The following is a 15583-nucleotide window of genomic DNA, read 5'->3' as shown; positions in this document are numbered from 1 at the left end:
GGGAGCGGCGGGCGCGCCCCCGACGACTTCGTCGTCGTGCCCGGACCCAGGGTCCGGGCGCGGCGGCGCCGATGACTGACGGAGTGCTCTCGTGCGGCGCACCGCGGCGGACCGCCCCTCCCGGGCGGAACGTGCGGTCGCGCCCGGGAGCCTGACGGGAGATTGCCCGCATGCCTGACAACGAACCGAATCCGGCCACCGAGGCCGACACCACCGAGAGCAACACCGAGAGTTCGCGCCCCGCCGTGACCACCACCCGCCGCCGCGTGGCCAGCCGTCCGGCCGGTCCGCCGCCCGAGGTGGACGACGACGTCGCGACCGAACCCCCGGCGAAGAAGCCGGCCCGCGCCCGCAAGACGACCAGGACGGCCGCCGCCGCGTCCGAGACCGAGCCCGCCGTGAAGGTCGTCAAGACCACGCGCCGCCGGGCCGCGACCCGCGCCGCCGCGCCGCCGCCCGAGCCGGACGAGTCCGGCGCCGCCGCCGACGAGGCCGCCTCTGGAGCGGCCGCCACCAAGGCGGGGAGCACCCGGCGCAGCGCTGCGACGGGCACCGCCGTCCGGGACGACGCGTCTTCCGCGAGCGACGCGTCCGCCGAGGTCGGCGCCCCGGCCGGGGACGAGGCGACGGCCGAGCCCGCCGTGAAGGTCGTCAAGACCACCCGCCGCCGCGCCGCGACCCGCGCCGCCGCGCCGCCGCCCGAGCCGGGCGAGGAAGCCCCGGCCGAGAGCGCGCCGAGCGACGCGTCCACCACCGAGACCACCCCGGCCCGGGGCCGCAGGCGCGCCGCGTCCGCGAAGACCGCCGAGGCTGAGACCGAGCCGCGCAGCGCTTCCGCGTCCGACACCGAGGGCGAGGCTCCCACCAGGCGGCGCGCGTCCGCGAAGGCCGCCCGGGATGAGGACGAGACGCGCGGCGCGTCCGCGCAGGGCGAGAGCGAGACCTCCGGCGAGGACGAGGGGACGACCAAGCGCAGCCGCACGCGGCGCCGCTCGACCCGCGCCGTCGAGGACGGGACGCCCGCCGACACCTCCGCCGACGACGCTGCCGCCGCCGAGGAGAGCGCGCCCAAGACCGCCCGTACCCGCACGCGCAAGCGCGGCACGGCCGCCGGATCGGCCCCCGCCGAGCAGGCGTCCGCCGCGAACGCGCCGACGGTTCCGGGCGTCCCGGCCGTCCCCGCCGCCGACCCGCAGGTCGACGAGAACGAGCCCGCGTCCGCCGTGGGCGTGCCCGGCGTGACCTTCCAGCCGCCGACGATGGTGGTCTTCCAGCCGCCGCAGCCGACCGCCGCGACCCCGGTCCGCAAGAAGCAGGCGCAGCCGCCGCAGGAGGACGAACTTCCCGCCGACGAGGCCGAACCCGAGACCGACGAGCGCGCCGACGCGTCCGCCGACGAGGACGAGGACGACCGCCCGTCCCGCCGCCGCCGGCGCCGGGGCGGACGAGGCCGGGGCCGCAACCGCGAGGGCGGTGACGACGAGGCCGCCGAGGCCGAGGACGCCGACGAGCAGCCCGAGCCGGCGGCCCGCGACGCCAAGGACGCCAAGGACGCGAAGGCTCCCAAGGACGCGCCGAAGCAGGCCGCGGCCGAGGAGCAGGACGAGGACGACGCCGACGAGGACGCCGACGAGTCCGGCGCGTCCGGTTCGTCCCGCCGCCGGCGCCGCCGCCGCCGTCGCTCCGGCAACGGCGACGACGGGTCCGGCTCGGACGACCCGCCGAACACCGTCGTGCACGTCCGCGAGGTGCGCGAGCAGGCCGCCGCCCGTCCGGTCGAGGACGAGGTGCAGGCCGTGCGCGGCTCGACCCGCCTGGAGGCCAAGAAGCAGCGCCGCCGGGAGGGCCGCGAGCAGGGCCGCCGCCGCCCGCCGGTGATCACCGAGGCGGAGTTCCTGGCCCGCCGCGAGTCGGTCAAGCGCGAGATGGTCGTCCGGCAGGAGGGCGACCGCACCCAGATCGCCGTCCTCGAGGACGACGTGCTGGTCGAGCACTACATCAACCGCGCCAGCCACCAGAGCTACGTCGGCAACGTGTACCTGGGCAAGGTCCAGAACGTGCTGCCGTCGATGGAGGCGGCGTTCGTCGACATCGGCAAGGGCCGCAACGCCGTCCTGTACGCGGGCGAGGTCAACTGGGACACCGCCGGCCTGGAGGGCCAGCCGCGCCGGATCGAGTCCGCGCTGAAGTCGGGCCAGTCGGTGCTGGTGCAGGTCACCAAGGACCCGCTCGGCCACAAGGGCGCCCGCCTGACCAGCCAGGTCTCGCTGCCCGGCCGCTACCTGGTGTACGTGCCGGACGGCTCGATGACCGGGATCAGCCGCAAGCTGCCGGACAAGGAGCGCAGCCGCCTCAAGCAGATCCTCAAGCGGGTCATGCCGGAGAACGCCGGCGTCATCGTCCGGACCGCCGCCGAGGGCGCGACGGAGGAGGAGCTGGCGCGCGACGTGTCCCGCCTGGCCGCGCAGTGGGACCACATCCAGAAGCAGGTGAAGACGGCGTCCGCGCCGTCCCTGCTGCACGGCGAGCCGGACCTCACGATCCGCGTCATCCGCGACATCTTCAACGAGGACTTCTCCAAGCTCGTCGTCCAGGGCGACGGCGCGTGGGACACGGTCGCCGAGTACGTCGGCTACGTCGCGCCGCACCTGGCCGACCGGGTCGAGAAGTGGACCGGCGACGGCGACGTCATGGGCGCGTTCCGGATCGACGAGCAGATCGCGAAGGCGCTGGACCGCAAGGTCTGGCTGCCGTCCGGCGGCTCGCTGGTCATCGACCGCACCGAGGCGATGACCGTGATCGACGTGAACACCGGCAAGTTCACCGGCCAGGGCGGGAACCTGGAGGAGACGGTCACCCGCAACAACCTGGAGGCCGCCGAGGAGATCGTCCGGCAGCTCCGGCTCCGCGACATCGGCGGCATCGTGGTGATCGACTTCATCGACATGGTGCTGGAGTCCAACCGGGACCTGGTGCTGCGCCGCCTGGTGGAGTGCCTGTCGCGGGACCGTACCAAGCACCAGGTCGCCGAGGTCACCTCGCTGGGCCTGGTCCAGATGACCCGCAAGCGGGTCGGCCAGGGCCTGCTGGAGGCGTTCTCCGAGACCTGCGAGAGCTGCAACGGCCGCGGCATCCACGTCCACCTGACCCCGGTCGAGCCCAAGGGCGCCGACAAGGGCGGTTCGGCGAAGGAGTCCGGCCGCCGCCGCAAGCGCAAGGGCGAGGTCGAGCGCGCGGTCGAGGAGAAGATCGCCCGTTCGTCCCGCAAGGACGACGACGAGGAGTCCGAGGCCCAGGCCGCCGTCGAGGCCGCCGACGCCGTCGAGGAGTCCGAGGGCACCGCCCCCGGCGCCCTGACCGAGGACGCCCCGGAGCCGGTGGAGACGTCCGCGAACGGCCGCGGCCGCCGCCGCACCCGCCGCGCGACCCGTCCGGCCGCCGCCCCGCCGGAGCCCGCCGTCGCCGACTGACGCGCCTGATCGGCACCGGAAAGCGCCCCCGCCGTCCTCCCCGGACGACGGGGGCGCTTTCCGCCGTCCGAGCCGTCCGAACCTGACGACCGGGCCCAGCTGATCTGCCGGGGAGCGCGGCTAGGGGGTCGCTAGGCGGCGACGGGGCGGAAGGTGCGGCGGTAGTTCTGCGGGGAGACGCCCAGGGCGGCGCGGAAGCGCTGGCGGAGGGCGGTGCCGGTGCCGAAACCGGCCCGGCGGGCGACGGCGTCCACCGGGAGGTCGGTGGCTTCGAGCAGGTGGCGGGCCAGGTCGATGCGCTGGCCCGCGAGCCACTGGCCGGGGCTGACGCCGGTCTCGGCGCGGAAGTTCCGGGTGAAGGTGCGGACGCTGAGCCCCGCGTGCGCGGCCATCTCGGTGAGGGTGAGGGGCTCGCCGAGGCGCTCCAGAGCCCAGGCGCGCGTGGCGGACAGGCCGCCCGCGCGCTCCTCCGGGACGGGCCGCCGGATGTACTGGGCCTGGCCGCCGTCCCGCCACGGGGGAGTGACGCAGGCGCGCGCGACGTCGCCCGCCACCTCGCTGCCGTGGTCGCGCCGGACGAGGTGCAGGCACAGGTCGATCCCGGCCGTCGCGCCCGCCGAGGTCAGCACGTCGCCGTCGTCCACGAACAGGACGTCCGGATCGACCCGCACGCCGGTGAACAGGCGGCGCAGCCGGTCGCTCTCGCGCCAGTGCGTGGTGGCCGGACGGCGGTCCAGGAGCCCGGCGGCGGCCAGCACGAACGCGCCGGTGCAGATCGCGACCATCCGCGTCCCCGGCCGGACGGTCCCGAGCGCGTCGCGCACGGCGTCCGGCAGCGGCGCGCCCTGCCGGATGCCCTCCAGCGCGTGCGACGGCGGGATCACCACGGTGTCCGCCGAGGCCAGCAGGGACGCGTCGTGCTGGACGGTGATCGTGAAGTCGGCGTCCGCGCGGACCGGCAGGCCGTCCAGGCTGCACGTCGCCACCGAGTAGAGCGGGGCGCCGGACGCGTCCCGCGCCGCGCCGAAGATCCGCGCGGGTATGCCGAGTTCGAAGGGGATGACGCCGTCCAGCGCCAGGACCGCCACATGATGCATGGCCCGATTCTTTCGCATCGCGTCCAGCGGGCCACTCCCGGGGCGGGGCGGCGACCGGAAAGCTGAAGGCCGTCCGATCCACGCAGATCAAGGAGAGAACCATGGGAACCGAGACGATGCGCGCCGTCAGGCAGGACGAGGCGGGCGGCCCGGAGGTCCTGAAGCTCGTCGAGACCGAGCGGCCCGAGCCGGGCGCCGGCGAGATCCTCGTGCGGGTCCACGCCGCCGGGATCAACCCGACCGACTGGAAGAGCCGCGAGCGCGGGAGCTTCTCGGACGGCACGACCCCGCCGTTCATCCTCGGCTTCGACGTCTCCGGCGTCGTGGAGGCCGTCGGCTACGGCGTGTCCCTGTTCCGGCCGGGCGACGAGGTGTACGGGATGCCCCGGTTCCCGCATCCGGCGGGGGCCTACGCCGAGTACGTCACCGCCCCGACCAGGCACTTCGCGCCGAAGCCCGCGAGTCTGGACCACGTCCACGCCGCCGCGCTCCCGCTGGCCGCGCTGACCGCCTGGCAGGCGCTCGTGGACACCGCGGACGTCCGGGCCGGCGAGCGCGTCCTGATCCACGCGGCGGCGGGTGGCGTGGGTCACCTGGCCGTCCAGATCGCCAAGGCGCGCGGCGCGCACGTGATCGGCACGGCCCGCGCCGCCAAGCACGACTTCCTGCGCGGCCTCGGCGCGGACGAGCTGATCGACTACACCGAGCAGGACTTCGCCGAGGTGGTCCGGGACGCCGACGTCGTCCTGGAGACGATCGGCGGCGACTACCCGGCGCGGTCGGTCCGCACGCTGAAGCCCGGAACCGGCAGGCTCGTCTCGATCCTCCCGCTGGACGGCCCGGTCCCGGGCGCGCAGGAGCGGGGGATCGAGGCCGGGTTCGTCCTGGTCGAGCCGGACCACCACGCGCTGCGGGAGATCGCCGCCCTGGTCGAGGACGGCCGCCTCCGGGTGCACGTCCAGGAGACCTACCCGCTGGAGAAGGCCGCCGACGCGCACGTCGCCGGGGAGACCAACCGCACCGCGGGTAAGATCGTCCTGACGGTCGCGTAGCGGCCCCGCTGCGGCGGGCGGCCCCCGGCCGCTCACGGGCAGGCTTTCGGCCGGCCGTGTACGGAGGCCTCGGCCGGCCGTGTACGGGGCGCCTCGGAGGACGGTTCGCCTTACCTCGAAGTGTCCGGTAACCTTGAGAGTCGGCGCGTCGTCGGCGCGCCATATCGACTTGCGACCGCGAGGCGGCGGCGACGCCGCGGCGGTGCAGACACCCCGTCCGGTCCGGGCGGGGAGGAGCAGAGAGCGCCCGTGGCCTTGCGGCCGTGTGGTGTGCCGTCCTCGGCCCCGGCCGGGGATAGGCCTCCGAGCCCGGAGGCTGGTGAAGACCACGCGTGGGACCGGTTCGATCCGGAAGCGCGCGTTGAACGAAGGGTTTCCGCGTGTACGCGATCGTCCGCGCAGGCGGCAGGCAGGAGAAGGTCGCCGAGGGCGACGTCCTCACCGTCGACAAGCTCGACGCCGAGGTCGGCTCCACGGTGACGTTCCCGGCCCTGCTGGTCGTCGACGGCTCCAACGTCGTCAGCAAGCAGGCCGACCTGGCCTCCTACGAGGTCACCGCCGAGATCCTCGGCGCGGTCAAGGGCCCGAAGATCCACATCATGCACTACCGGAACAAGACCGGGTACAAGCGGCGGATGGGTCACCGTCAGCCGTACACCGAGGTCAAGATCACCGGTATCAAGGCCGGGAAGTAAGGGAGGCCCCGAATGGCACACAAGAAGGGCGCGTCGTCCAGCCGCAACGGCCGCGACTCCAACGCCAAGCGTCTGGGTGTCAAGCGCTTCGGCGGCCAGCTGGTCAACGCCGGCGAGATCATCGTCCGCCAGCGCGGCACCCACTTCCACCCCGGCCCGGGCGTCGGCCGCGGCGGCGACGACACGCTGTTCGCGCTGGTCGCGGGCCACGTGGAGTTCGGCCGCTACCGTGGCCGCAACGCCGTGAGCATCGTCCCGCCGGCGGAGTAAGTCCGCCACGCAGCGACGTTAGAGGAGGGGCGGACCATCTCGGTCCGCCCCTTTGCTTTGTTCCAGACCAACCAGGAGGAGTCGTGGCCCCAGTCACCGGAGCCGGCGCGCAGTTCGTGGACCGGGTCGTGCTGCACGTGGCGGCGGGGAACGGCGGCCACGGCTGCGCCTCCGTCCACCGCGAGAAGTTCAAGCCGCTGGGCGGCCCCGACGGGGCCAACGGCGGCAACGGCGGCGACGTGGTCCTGGAGGTCGACACGAACACCGCCAGCCTGCTCGACTACCACCGCCGCCCGCACCGCAAGGCCCCGAACGGGCGGCCGGGCCAGGGCGGGCACCGCACCGGCGCGAACGGCGACACCGTGGTGCTCCCGGTGCCGGACGGCACGGTCGTGAAGTCCCCCGACGGCGAGGTCCTGGCCGACCTGGTCGGCGAGGGCACCCGGTTCGTCGTCGCGCAGGGCGGGCGGGGCGGGCTCGGCAACGCCGCGCTCGCGACCGCCAAGCGCAAGGCCCCCGGCTTCGCGCTGCTCGGCGAGCCCGGCGAGGAGCGCGACGTCGTCCTGGAGCTGAAGAGCGTCGCGGACGTCGCGCTCGTCGGCTTCCCGAGCGCGGGCAAGTCGTCGCTGATCGCGGCGCTGTCGGCGGCCAAGCCGAAGATCGCCGACTACCCGTTCACCACGCTCATCCCGAACCTCGGGGTGGTCGGCGCGGGCGACACGACCTTCACCGTCGCGGACGTCCCCGGCCTGATCGAGGGCGCGAGCGAGGGCAAGGGCCTCGGCCTGGAGTTCCTCCGGCACATCGAGCGGTCGTCCACGCTCGCGCACGTCCTCGACTGCGCGACGCTGGAGCCGGGCCGCGACCCGGTCTCCGACTTCGAGGTCATCGAGAACGAGCTCCAGGCGTACGACCGGGTGCTCGGCGACCGTCCGCTGTCGGACCGTCCGCGCATCGTCGTGCTCAACAAGGTGGACGTCCCGGACGGCCGCGAGCTCGCCGACATGGTCCGGCCCGAGTTCGAGAAGCGCGGCCTGAAGGTGTTCGAGGTGTCCGCCGCGACGCACGAGGGCCTGCGGGAGCTGTCGTTCGCGATGGCCGACATGGTGAAGCGGTACCGGGCGTCGCTGCCGCCCGCCGAGCCGACCCGCCTGGTGATCCGCCCGGTGCCGGTCGGCGGCGGCACCGAGTTCGAGGTCCGCCACGTCGGCGACAACACCTACCTGATCACCGGCGACAAGCCCGTCCGGTGGCTGCGGCAGACCGACTTCAACAACGAGGAGGCCGTCGGCTACCTCGCCGACCGCCTCGCCCGCCTCGGCGTGGAGGAGGAGCTCGCCAAGGCCGGCGCCGCGGCCGGGGCCACGGTCCTGATCGGCACGATGGACGACGCGATCGTGTTCGACTGGGAGCCCGAGACCGCCGCCGCCGCTGCCGCCGCCGCCGCCGCGTCCCCGCGCGGCACCGACCGGCGGTTCGACGCGGCCGCCGGGCACCGCCGCACCAACGTGGAGCGGCGCGCCGAGCTGGAGGAGAAGCGCGCCGCCCGCCGCGCGGGTTACACGGGCGACGAGGACTGAGCCGAGCCCCCCGGCTCGACCCCCCCAGGAGGATTGGTGACCATCCGAAAGGCGATCGGGTCCGCCCGGCGGATCGTGGTGAAGGCGGGGTCGTCCTCGCTGACCACTCCGCAGGGCACGATCGACGCCAACCGGATCGACGCGCTGGTGGACGTGCTGGCCGCGCGCCGCGCCGCCGGCACGGAGATCGTGTTCGTGTCGTCCGGCGCGATCGCCGCCGGGCTCGGCCCGCTCGGGCTGGCCCGGCGACCGCGCGACCTGGCGACCCAGCAGGCCGCCGCGTCGGTGGGGCAGGGCCTGCTGGTCGCCCGGTACACCGCGTCGTTCGCGCGGTACGGGCTGACGGTCGGGCAGGTGCTGCTGACGCCGGACGACATGATGCGCCGCTCGCACCACCGCAACGCGCAGCGCGCGGTCGGGCAGCTCCTCGCGCTCGGCATCGTGCCGATCGTGAACGAGAACGACACGGTCGCGACCGACGAGATCCGGTTCGGCGACAACGACCGGCTCGCCGCGCTCGTCGCGCACCTGACCCGCGCGGACGCGCTCGTCCTGCTCTCGGACGTGGACGCCCTCTACACCGGCGACCCGTCCCGGCCGGGCTCGGTCCGGGTCGGGGAGGTCCGCTCGCCCGCCGACCTCGCCGGGATCGAGCTCGGCGGGTCCGGGCGCGTCGGCACCGGCGGCATGATCACCAAGGTGGAGGCGGCGCGGATCGCGGGCGTCCCGGTCGTGCTGACCGACGCCGCGCGCGCCGCCGCCGCGCTCGCCGGGGAGCCGGTCGGCACCTACTTCCATCCCGGCGACGCGCCGCGCATGTCGTCGCGCAACCTGTGGCTCGCGCACGCGACGACCGGCCAGGGCCGGGTCCTGCTGGACGCGGGCGCGGTCGAGGCGATCGTGCAGCGCCGCAAGTCGCTGCTGCCCGCCGGGGTCACCGGCGTGCAGGGGGACTTCGCGGCGGGCGACCCGGTCGACCTGGTCGGCGCCGACGGCTCGGTCGTCGCCCGCGGCCTGGTCAACTACGACGCCGCCGAGATCCCCGAGCTGATGGGCCGCTCGACCCGCTGGCTGGCGCGCGAGCTGGGCCCGGAGTACGAGCGCGAGGTCATCCACCGCGACCACCTGGTCATCCTCGCCTGAGCACCTCTCCAGATCGTCACCCACGTCGTCTCCACCCGGACACGGTCAACGGCGCCCGTCCGAACCGCGGATAGAGGGAAAGGGGTTCGCCGATGAGCGAGCCGTACAACGAAGAGCGGGAAGCGTTCCTGCGCGTGGCCGAGTCCGGCCGGGCCGCGGCGGCGGAGCTGGCGCCGCTGCCGCGCGCCGCGAAGGACGCGGCGCTGCACGCCGTCGCGGACGCGCTGGTCGCCCGCGCCGACGAGATCGTCAAGGCCAACGCGGGCGACGTCGCGCGGGCGCGCGAGGCGGGCACGTCCGAGGCGATGATCGACCGGCTGGCGCTGACCCGCGAGCGGGTCGAGGCGGTCGCGGCGGCCGTCCGGAAGGTCGCCGCGCTGCCGGACCCGGTCGGCGAGACCGTCCGCGGCTACGTGCTGCCGAACGGCCTGTCGGTGCAGCAGGTCCGGGTGCCGCTCGGCGTCGTCGGGATCATCTACGAGGGCCGTCCGAACGTCACCGTGGACGCGGCGGCGCTCTGCCTGAAGAGCGGCAACGTGGCGCTGCTGCGCGGCTCGTCCTCGGCCGTCGACTCGAACACCGCGCTCGTCGCGATCATGCAGGACGCGCTGCGCGGCACGGCCGTGCCGCAGGACGCCGTCCAGCGGGTGCCGGGCACCTCGCGCGAGTCGGTGAAGCACCTGATGCGGGCGCGCGGCCTGGTGGACGTGCTGATCCCGCGCGGCGGCGCGTCGCTGATCAGCTCGGTCGTGCAGGAGTCGACGGTCCCGGTGATCGAGACCGGCGTCGGCAACTGCTCGGTGTACGTGGACGAGTCCGCCGACCTCGACATGGCGCTGGCGATCCTGGTGAACGCCAAGACGCAGCGTCCGTCGGTGTGCAACGCGGCCGAGACGGTCCTGATCCACGCGAACGTCGCGGACCGGTTCCTGCCGCGCGCGCTCGCGGCGCTGAAGGAGAAGGGCGTGACCGTCCACGGGGACGCGCTGGTCCGCGCCTACTCGCCGGACGTCGTCGCCGCCACCGAGGACGACTGGTACGCCGAGTACCTGTCGCTCGACATCGCCGCCCGGGTCGTCCCGACGCTGGACGAGGCGGTCGCGCACATCCGCAGGTACGGGTCGGGCCACACTGAGGCGATCATCACCGACTCGCAGCCCGCCGCCAGGCGGTTCGTCGCGCTCGTCGACTCGGCGGCCGTGATGGTGAACGCCTCGACGCGGTTCACCGACGGCGAGGAGTTCGGGTTCGGCGCGGAGATCGGCATCTCGACGCAGAAGCTGCACGCGCGCGGGCCGATGGGGCTGCCGGAGCTGACGTCCACCAAGTACGTCGTCACGGGCGAGGGCCACACCCGGGGCTGAGGAGGGTTCCGAGCGCCGCGTCCCGTTCCGGGGCGCGGCGCTCTGCTCTGTCCCGAATGTGTGACAGATTTACTCTTGATGTAACTGTGCACTGTGTGGTCTGATTCACTCTCGTGAACCAAGCTTCCCGGTCGGCGGGCGTGACCCGCCGCAGCGTCCTGCTGGGCGCGGGCGCCGCGGGTCTCGCGGCCTCCGGCCTGGCCGCGTTCCCCGCCCGTCCCGGCTTCGCCGCGCCCCCGCTCCGCGGCTCCGCCTCCGGGACGACCCTGGACCGGACGCTGCTCCTCGGCCGTCCCGGCCCGGGCGGCTACCGGAAGATCGTCGCGGGCCCCGGCGAGCCGCACCTGCTCCGCCGCGACCTCGGCGGGACGGCCGCCGCCCGGCGCGCCGCGACCCGGCGCGGCCTGCTGGCGTTCGGCCAGCTCACCGACGTGCACATCGTGGACGCCCAGTCCCCGGGACGCGTCGAGTTCCTGGACCGGATCAAGGACCTGGCCGGCGCGATCCCGGTGGAGGGCGCCTACCGGCCGCAGGAGATCCTCACCACGCACGTCGCCGAGGCGATGGTCCGCGCGATGAACCGCGTCGGACGCGGCCCCGCGACCGGCCTCGGCCTCGCGTTCACGATCAACACCGGCGACGCCGCCGACAACACCCAGTACAACGAGCTGCGCTGGATCATCGACCTGCTGGACGGCCGCCCGATCACCCCCGACTCCGGCGACCCGCGCCGCTACGAGGGCGTGATGGACGGCGCCGGCTACAGCGCCGCCTACTGGCACCCGGACGGCCCGCCGCCCGGCCACGCCGCCGACCAGGCCATCGCGAAGCACGGGTTCCCGCGCGTCCCGGGCCTGCTCGACGCGGCCCGCGCGCCGTTCCGCGCGACCGGCCTGCGCACCCCCTGGCTCGCCGCGTTCGGCAACCACGACGGCCTCATGCAGGGCAACCTCCCGCCGAACCCGCTGCTCGCCGCCCTCGCCACCGGCGGCACGAAGATCGTCGCGCCCGCCGACGCCGCGCAGGCCGACCGGCTGGCCCGCGTCCTGCGCACCGGCGACACCCGCGAGTTCGCGCGCCTCGCCGCGCGGTCGGACGGCGGCCTGTTCCGGCAGGTCACCGCCGACCCGCGCCGCCGCGTCTTGTCGCGGGCCGAGGTCGTCCGCGAGCACTTCACCACCTCGTCCGCCCTGCGCGGCCACGGCTTCACCGCCGAGAACCTGCGCAAGGGGACCGCCTACTACGGCTTCGACCAGGGTGTCGTGCGCGGTCTCGTCCTCGACACGGTCAACCCGAACGGCTACTCCGAGGGCTCCCTCGACCGGACGCAGCTCGCGTGGCTGGAGGCCCAGCTCAAGGCCGGCAGCCGGACGTACTACGACGCGTCCGGACGCAAGGTCGCGCACAACGTGCGGAACCGGCTGTTCGTCCTGTTCAGCCACCACACGCTCGCGTCCCTGAGCAACCCCCTGGGCGGCGGACGCGTCCTCGGCGACGAGGTCGAGGCGCTGCTGCTGCGCTTCCCGAACGTCGTCCTGTGGGTGAACGGCCACACGCACGTCAACCAGGTCACCCCACACGCGCGCAAGGGCGGCGGCGGGTTCTGGGAGGTCAACACGGCCGCCCACATCGACTTCCCGCAGCAGAGCCGCGTCGTCGAGATCGCCGACAACCGCGACGGCACCCTCTCGATCTTCGCCACCGTCCTGGATTCGGCGGGCCCGGAAGCCTCCCGGAGCCTGACCGACCCGGTCTCCCTGGCGTCCCTGTCCCGCGAGCTCTCCGCGAACGACTGGCAGGACACCCCGGAGCACCGCCGCGGCAAGGCCGAGGACCGCAACGTCGAACTCCTCGTCCCCGCCCCTTTCTGATCGCCGGCGCTCAGAGCCCCCGCATGGTCAGCAGCGCGTAGGCCGCCACGCTGGAGTCGTCGGTGATCTCCCCGCGCAGCACCATGTCCCGGAACTGGACGCGCGAGAAGAACCCCTGCCGCATGTCCTGCTCCTCGTGCTCCCGGTCGTGCGGCCCCTGCTCCAGGTCGGTCGCCACGAACACGTTGAACCCGTTCGTCGCCGACCCGTGCGCGCTGTGCAGGAACCCGATGTGCTGCAACCTCCCGGCCCGCAGCCCGGTCTCCTGGACCAGCTCCATCCGCGCCAGCTCCTCGGGGTCCCCGTCCTCCCGGTTGGGCCGCGACCCCTGCGGGAAGTTCCACGCCCGCCGCCCGATCGGGTACCGGAACTCCTCGACCAGCACGAACCCGTCGTCCTGCATGGGGATCACGAGCGCGAAGTCGGGCCGGTCCACGAACCCGTAGATCCCCCGGGACCCGTCGTCCCGCTCGATCTCGTCCTCCCGCAGCACCATCCACGGATTCTCATAAACGACCCGCCCGCTCACCCGCCTGATCCCGCTCATGCCCCCCATCATCCCCAACCCACCCCGCCCCCTCCCCTTACCACCCCGCCCTGTCACCCCCACCTGCTGTACTGCCGCCTGACGCCTCCCACACGGACAGGACGAACCATGGGTGTTCTCACGGACTACTTCCGCGCTCCCGACGACGAAGCCGTCATCCGCCTGCTGGACCGTACGCGCGGCCACTCGCCGATCGTCGGAAGAAAGCCCTCCTTCGACGGTGTCGAGGCCAAGGGAGTGGACCCGGGCGTCGTCCTCGGCTCGCTGGTCGCGACCATCCGCGGCGTCCCCTGGGACGTGCAGCAGGTCAAGGTCAGCCAGGTCTGGCCGCCCGCATCGGAGCAGGAGCCGGATCCGTCCGAGGACGACCCGTTCCAGGACGGCCCGTGGGCTTTCGCGCTGGACGACCCGACCAGGGACACCCTGGCCGGCGTGGCGCCCGCCGACGTTACCGCCCTGGTCGTTACGTTCGTGGAGAGGACCGAGGAATTGCGCGGCGGCGGCGCCGACGAGTGGCGGCCGGTCGTCGAGGACCTCATCGGACTGGCGCGGACGGCTCGCGACGCCGATCAGCACCTCTACTGCTGGGCGTGCCTGTGAAGTCGCAGCGGCATGGTTCGGAGGTGGAGCGGGGGTTCGTAGGATCGGGAGGTGATGGTTGAGATTCCGGCGGGTTCGGTGACGTTGTCCGATCGGCGGACGCGCCGCCGCTGGACGGTTGTGCTCGACAGTTTCCAGATCGCCGCGCTGCCCGTGACGCGGGAGTTGTATGCCGAGGTCACGGGTGCATCGCTGGGCGCTGGGACCGAGGGGCGATTGCCGGTCGAGAACGTGTCGTGGTGGGACGCGGTGAGGTTCTGCAACGCGCTGTCCGAGCGGGACGGGCTCGCTCCCGTCTACCGCGTTCGGGGTGAGGACGTCGAATGGGACGCGTCCGCTGACGGGTATCGGCTGCCGACCGAGGCGGAGTGGGAGTACGCCTGCCGTGCGGGCACGACTGGGCCTCACTACGGTGAGCTGGACGACATCGCCTGGTATCGCGCCAATTCGGACGAGAGGCCCCACGAGGTCGGCGGCAAGCGTCCGAACGCGTGGGGCCTCTACGACATGCTCGGCAATGTCTGGAACTGGTGCTGGGATCTCTACGATCCGGAGGTCTATGGCTCCTACCGCGTCCTGCGCGGCGGTGGATGGTTCGACGAGGACTGGAGTTGCCGGGCCTCCGCCCGTCGCCGCAGCCATCCGACCTACCGCGTGGACGATGTCGGGTTCCGCGTCGCCCGCTGACTAGGAGAGTGCGGAGACCTTGTCGGCGACGGCGCGGAAGGCGTGGAGGGCCTCGGCCATGTGCGCCTCGGAGTTCAGGTCCTGGCTCGTCTTGACGATGACGACGTGGTTCTTGGGGGAGACGTACACGAACTGGCCCAGGATGCCGATCGCGCTGTAGTCGCCCTCGTCGCCGTCACCGCGCCACCACTGGTAGCCGTAGCCGTAGGTGTTGTCCGGGGTGTCGGGGGCGTCCGGCATGAGGTGGTGGGGCTGGAGGTAGGGCTCGGTGCTGTGCGTGGAGTCGCGCACCCATTCGGACGGGATGACCTGGCGTCCGCCGGCGCGTCCGCCGCGCAGGTAGAGCAGGCCGAAGCGGGCGAAGTCGCGGACGGTCGCGTGGTAGCAGCAGTAGGCGATGTCGTTGCCCGCGTAGTCGCGTCCCATCAGCATCGGCGTCTCCATGCCCGCCGGACGCCAGATCTTGTCCTGCACGTAAGCGGATAGGGGACGGCCCACGGCTTTGCTCACGACCCAGCCGAGCACGAACGTGTTCATCGAGTCGTAGTTCCAGCGCGTGCCCGGCTCGCGCTCCCGGACGGCCTCGCGCGCCTGCGCGGTGAGCGGCGTACCGAACACCATGCGGATCGTGGTCGCGGTCGAGCCCTTGGTCGGGTCGGTGTACTTGGTCTCGTCGTACTTGTGGCCGGACGCCATGTGCAGCACGTCCTTGATGCTGACGCCGTCGTAGCCCGTCCCGAGCAGTTCCGGGACGTACTTGCTCACCGGGTCGTCCACGGAGCGGATGTGCCCGTCCGCTATGGCGGCGCCCACGGCCGTGGCGGTGATCGACTTTCCGACCGACCACGAGTTGAAGCGGCTGCTCTTGTCGTAGCCGGAGAAGTACCGCTCGTCAACGATCCGGTCGTCGTGCAGGACGAGGTAGCCGAGCGTGGACGACCGCTTCAGGAAATCTTTCAGCGTCTTCGTCCGACCTTGGTAGCCGTACGTGGCGTCGATCTCGCGTGGGCGCGCGTCCAGAGGTTCCGGACGGCCCGAAACCGCGACCGTGGTCGTCGGATAGAAGGGCACGTGCGGCAGCAGCGGCAGGGGCATCGGGCCGTCGTCCGCCCTGGCCGGCGACGACAGGACGGACGCCAGCAGCACGGCCGTGGAGGCTGCGGCGGCGACTCCTCGCTTGAGCATGAGCGCTCCGATCACTGGGGGG

Annotated in this window: 13 protein-coding genes; 10 read left to right on the top strand and 3 right to left on the bottom strand. The window is 73.4% G+C overall.

Translation table 11 applies throughout. The annotated features are described in order from the left end of the window. The first annotated feature begins 170 nt into the window (after positions 1 to 170). Complete coding sequence (locus ACFPCY_RS28345) at positions 171 to 3470, top strand: Rne/Rng family ribonuclease (RefSeq protein WP_378259964.1); 3300 nt, start codon at positions 171 to 173, stop codon at positions 3468 to 3470. Positions 3471 to 3601: 131 nt separating this feature from the next. Here the strand turns inward: ACFPCY_RS28345 and ACFPCY_RS28340 are convergent, their stop codons facing one another. Then, entirely contained in the window at positions 3602 to 4567 is a 966-nt protein-coding gene (locus ACFPCY_RS28340) for a GlxA family transcriptional regulator (RefSeq protein ID WP_378259962.1), read from the bottom strand. A 101-nt stretch (positions 4568 to 4668) separates the two neighbouring features. Between ACFPCY_RS28340 and ACFPCY_RS28335 the strand changes: the two genes are divergently transcribed. The 7 genes from ACFPCY_RS28335 to ACFPCY_RS28305 all read left to right on the top strand — a co-directional run bounded on the left by ACFPCY_RS28335 (position 4669) and on the right by ACFPCY_RS28305 (position 12542). Continuing rightward, positions 4669 to 5619 carry an NADP-dependent oxidoreductase gene (locus ACFPCY_RS28335; RefSeq protein WP_378259960.1) on the top strand — a complete coding sequence of 317 codons (951 nt, stop codon included), beginning with the start codon at positions 4669 to 4671 and terminating at the stop codon, positions 5617 to 5619. A gap of 380 nt (positions 5620 to 5999) precedes the next feature. Further along, the gene (gene rplU / locus ACFPCY_RS28330) at positions 6000 to 6314 is read left to right on the top strand and encodes a 50S ribosomal protein L21 (protein WP_378259958.1); all 315 of its coding nucleotides are present in this window, start codon (positions 6000 to 6002) and stop codon (positions 6312 to 6314) included. 12 nt (positions 6315 to 6326) lie between these two features. Next, positions 6327 to 6584, top strand: coding sequence for a 50S ribosomal protein L27 (rpmA, locus tag ACFPCY_RS28325; RefSeq protein ID WP_378259956.1), 258 nt, complete (start codon positions 6327 to 6329; stop codon positions 6582 to 6584). 83 nt (positions 6585 to 6667) lie between these two features. Then, entirely contained in the window at positions 6668 to 8164 is a 1497-nt protein-coding gene (gene obgE, locus ACFPCY_RS28320; RefSeq protein WP_465251239.1) for a GTPase ObgE, read from the top strand. Between the two features lie 36 nt (positions 8165 to 8200). Continuing rightward, a complete protein-coding gene (gene proB / locus ACFPCY_RS28315) occupies positions 8201 to 9307 on the top strand; it encodes a glutamate 5-kinase (protein ID WP_378259954.1) in 1107 nt (368 codons plus the stop codon). Positions 9308 to 9399: 92 nt separating this feature from the next. Beyond that, positions 9400 to 10671 carry a glutamate-5-semialdehyde dehydrogenase gene (locus tag ACFPCY_RS28310; RefSeq protein ID WP_378259952.1) on the top strand — a complete coding sequence of 424 codons (1272 nt, stop codon included), beginning with the start codon at positions 9400 to 9402 and terminating at the stop codon, positions 10669 to 10671. Between the two features lie 113 nt (positions 10672 to 10784). Continuing rightward, entirely contained in the window at positions 10785 to 12542 is a 1758-nt protein-coding gene (locus tag ACFPCY_RS28305; protein WP_378259950.1) for a TIGR03767 family metallophosphoesterase, read from the top strand. 10 nt (positions 12543 to 12552) lie between these two features. Here the strand turns inward: ACFPCY_RS28305 and ACFPCY_RS28300 are convergent, their stop codons facing one another. Beyond that, positions 12553 to 13089 carry an NUDIX domain-containing protein gene (locus ACFPCY_RS28300; protein ID WP_378259948.1) on the bottom strand — a complete coding sequence of 179 codons (537 nt, stop codon included), beginning with the start codon at positions 13087 to 13089 and terminating at the stop codon, positions 12553 to 12555. A 108-nt stretch (positions 13090 to 13197) separates the two neighbouring features. On the opposite strand from ACFPCY_RS28300, the gene ACFPCY_RS28295 reads away from it, so the two are divergent. Beyond that, positions 13198 to 13689, top strand: a complete 492-nt coding sequence (locus ACFPCY_RS28295) for a hypothetical protein (protein WP_378259946.1) — start codon at positions 13198 to 13200, stop codon at positions 13687 to 13689. A gap of 54 nt (positions 13690 to 13743) precedes the next feature. After that, the gene (locus ACFPCY_RS28290) at positions 13744 to 14376 is read left to right on the top strand and encodes a formylglycine-generating enzyme family protein (RefSeq protein WP_378260695.1); all 633 of its coding nucleotides are present in this window, start codon (positions 13744 to 13746) and stop codon (positions 14374 to 14376) included. Here ACFPCY_RS28290 and ACFPCY_RS28285 read toward each other — a convergent pair whose 3' ends face one another. Then, entirely contained in the window at positions 14377 to 15561 is a 1185-nt protein-coding gene (locus ACFPCY_RS28285; RefSeq protein WP_378259944.1) for a serine hydrolase domain-containing protein, read from the bottom strand. Positions 15562 to 15583 lie beyond the last annotated feature (22 nt).

Source organism: Actinomadura gamaensis (genome assembly GCF_042652125.1).
Lineage (GTDB): Bacteria > Actinomycetota > Actinomycetes > Streptosporangiales > Streptosporangiaceae > Spirillospora > Spirillospora gamaensis.
The sequence above is the reverse complement of the archived record's forward strand: the minus strand, read 5'-3'. Positions and strand labels throughout refer to the sequence as shown.